This is a genomic window from Paenibacillus sp. Soil522, from assembly GCF_001428245.1.
Lineage (GTDB): Bacteria > Bacillota > Bacilli > Paenibacillales > Paenibacillaceae > Pristimantibacillus.
In genome coordinates this window covers 1-3,549 of record NZ_LMRV01000116.1, presented here as the reverse complement: position 1 = coordinate 3,549, position 3,549 = coordinate 1, and the positions used below count along the sequence as shown (strand labels likewise).

The window sequence follows — 3,549 nt, the reverse complement described above, 5'->3', positions numbered from 1 at the left end:
TTTTAGTCTCGACACTTGTTTTCTACGCTGTAACTCGCTCTTGGAGAAAGTCTTGGGCTACAAAGGAATCCGGCGTTAATTTCTAAGCACGACAGCGCCGAGGTTCAGACGTTGATTCCGATAGCAGTCCATCCTCAACCGAGGGCGGGCTGCTTTTGCTCTTTTAGCAAATGTCAAAGTAGTAGACCAGCGAGCGGCTCTTGCCGTTTGTTTTGCTATGGGGGTACAGCGGTACGACAGGCGTTATGTCATTCCGTCTGCTGTTGACTGTTCCAACAGCACCAACAATACTCAACTCACTTTTTCTTTTCGCCAAGTATACAACAAACCCAGTACCGGCGAGGGAGGGCACTGAAAAAGGCCATGTTTTTCAACAATAGTTGAGATTCATGGCCTTTTCATTGTTTTACTTGAATTTATAAGAAAGATCTCGTGGCTATGCAGCCACTTTAGCCTCTTCGATCAACCGTATCATACGTTTTACATTGACCACGATGGACGTTAGATAGGCTTGTATTTCCATGCCAAACAAACCTGTGTATTTGGCTTTCACCATGCCATGGGCTTGTTTCATTTCTGCATTTTTAGACTCAATCTGCCCCCGCACTTTTTTTCTCTGAGTAAACGCTTGGTAATCACTTGCGCGTTGATGTGTAGAAGAGATAATTCGCACGGAATAGGTTTTAGTCTTGGCTCCCGGCTTGTAACAGCCTTCACGAAGAGGGCATGTTTGGCATTTAGTCACATCGAAGTAATAGGTGTTCTGCTGGTTCTTGTTTGTCCCCTTCTTTTTTCTTTGCTTTGCTTTGCGGATGCTCATATGTCCGGCCGGGCAACACATTCCCTGTGCATCTTTTATGTACTCAAAACCAGTATCTTTGTGGTCTTCCAGTACCTGTGGTTGCAGCAGTATGATCGGTGTAATCTCATCTTCGTACAGATAATCCAAGTTGTCTTTACCTGAGTAGGCGCAATCCGCCAATACCTCTTTCACTTCCATGCCAGTTTCTTTGGTTCGGTTTACGAGCGTTTGCAGATAGTTACCGTCTGATATTGGCCCCGTATTAAGTCGTATAGCTGACTAAAGAACGAGAGTTCCGTTTGTCTAGGTCCTAGCATAGAGCACCTCACCAGTAGTAATGTTACTATATTATACTGCATTAACGCGGTGATTAGTTGAACTAAATCGACAAAAATAACTGCTGAGACATTGATCTCGACAGTTTCCAAATACTAGGCGGTTAATTTCAGTGCCCTCCCGGCGAGATACTGAAATTTTTTTACATATAATATATTCGTTTTACAGGAGAAACTCTATCCAGGTCAGACTTCTCCATTTCAATTGGTAAAACTATCTCCACGATTGCACCTTTGCCCATTTCACTCCTGATGTTTATCTGCCCCTGATGAGCTTCAATGATTTTATAGCTAACCATCAGACCCAGCCCTGTTCCCTTTTCTTTGGTTGTATAGAAGGGTTCTCCCAGTTTGGGCATTCTCTCTATAGGTATCCCGCAGCCTTGGTCAACGATACGGATTAAAATACTTTTTTCGTCATTTTTCCGAATCTTGATTTCAACGTTCCCGCCGGACGGCATGGATTCAATTGCGTTTTTTAATACATTTATAAATACCTGTTTCAAATGATTCTCTTCACATGTTATGAATGGGATATCTAAACCAGTTTCCAGTGAAAATTGAACATTATTCATAATGGCTTGACTATCAAGTAATTTAATAACATCTTTCAAAAGAACAATCGGATCTCTTAGACTAATCTGTTTAGCCTGCGGCTTTGCGATAATCAAAAACTCCCCCACTATAACTTCAATACGGCCCAGCTCACGTAAAATGATAGAGAAATAATCTTGAAATCCATCTACTCTGCTGCACAATAATTGAATAAAACCCTTAACCGCAGTCAATGGATTCCGGATCTCATGAGCAATGCCTGCAGCCAGTTTCCCGACAACGGCCAATCTGTCCGTCTTCTGCAGCAATTCCTGTGTCCTCTTTTGCTCCGTTAAATCCTTAACGATGACGTGTACGCCTACAATTTTATCTTTTACAATAATCGGAACATTTTTTGCGTAACATTCTACCTGATGTCCTTGCTTATGAAGCATCGTAATTTCATAAATTTGAGGCATACCTTTCAGCGATTCACCAAAGCATTCCATGGTCCTGTTCATACTTTCTTTTGAAACCAACAATCGGAATGACTGCTCAAACAGCTCTTCCGAATGATAACCAGTAATGATTTCCGCTATTGGATTAACAGCAAGGAGATTACCCTCTTGATCAAAAGAATAAATGGCATCCGGGTTATGATCAAAAAGCGATCTAAACTGCGCTTCGCTTTCTCTTAGCGTTTTCTCCGAACGATGGATCAAAAAACAAATAATGCAGAAGGATGATAAAATAAGGAGAAAACCCCTTACGATATGAATGTTGACGATTATCTCCTGATTAGCATCCAATACAAAAGTGAAAAATAGTTTATCGGAGAACCATATCCCCAACCCTCCAATAAGAGCATATAAAATAGGAATCTTTAAAATTACAACTTTACACTCTAACCATTCCCAAAAATTCAAAATACGATTCAAGTTTTATCTACCCCTTGGCTGCTTTTGATTGGCGATCGCCCGTTCATCCAAATCAAGCTTTGTCTCGGATTCCCGATGTATTTTCAGGAATCTAAAATTCACCGCAATACAAAAAAACCCTGCAAAACCTCTTGAATCCAGACAAAAAAAACTCCTTGTCTTCAAAAGGTCATGCAGGGCCCCATTGCCCAGATGGCATTAACAACAATGTAAATACCATCGTATTTTCCCGTTCACATATAGTAAAATTATACTAATTAGCTCGAGATTTGTCTAGTTAAAGTATAATGTTGGAAGTTGTCTAGTTCTAATTTACTAGTACAATTCCCAAGAACCCGGTCGTTAGAGCGATAAGGTTAACCATATCACTCCAAATACCGATTTCTCTCAAAGAAAACTAATTGATGTAACTTTACCTAACACAAAAATCGTAAAAACGCTAAGGAATTAGACCTAAAAATAATTTTTCAATTTTTTAATGTTATATTTGTTGACATTATCATGAAAGCTAATTATAGTAATTTTAGAAGCACAACGACACAATGATGTGTCATCCTCCGGCAATGCAGCCTATCCTATAATAAAGTGCACGGATAGGCTTTTATGAATTATTTTGTTGTATCAATCATCAAAAAAGTCAGTCACGACGGTGTGGCTGCAATGGCAATGGGGCCGATTAATCTGGATTCGCATTTATGCGGTCCTATTAGTCGGCCTCTTTTTGCCCCATTGCTGCCGGGAAAAGAGAAGTATGGTTTATCAATTTTAGGAGGTATGTGTAATGGATGCTAAAGGATTTCGTAAGTCTGGTCACTTCCCGAGTTTGTTGTCAGCTTTTCTTTACTTTGATGTAAGCTTTATGATTTGGGTATTTATTGGTGCTTTATCACTCTTCATTACCAAAGATTTCGGGTTGTCGGATACTCAGAAAGCTACCATG

The 3,549-nt window shown here is 40.2% G+C and carries 2 protein-coding genes and 1 pseudogene; 1 reads left to right on the top strand and 2 read right to left on the bottom strand.

The genetic code is table 11. The annotated features are described in order from the left end of the window. Nucleotides 1–436: 436 nt before the first annotated feature. The gene (locus ASG81_RS29400; protein WP_081417664.1) at nucleotides 437–1,075 is read right to left on the bottom strand and encodes a transposase; all 639 of its coding nucleotides are present in this window, start codon (nucleotides 1,073–1,075) and stop codon (nucleotides 437–439) included. Between the two features lie 205 nt (nucleotides 1,076–1,280). Then, on the bottom strand, nucleotides 1,281–2,609 hold the full coding sequence (locus ASG81_RS29395) for an ATP-binding protein (RefSeq protein WP_056643379.1): 1,329 nt from the start codon (nucleotides 2,607–2,609) through the stop codon (nucleotides 1,281–1,283). A 781-nt stretch (nucleotides 2,610–3,390) separates the two neighbouring features. On the opposite strand from ASG81_RS29395, the pseudogene ASG81_RS31555 reads away from it, so the two are divergent. Further along, a pseudogene (locus tag ASG81_RS31555) lies at nucleotides 3,391–3,549 on the top strand (MFS transporter); the annotation flags it as partial.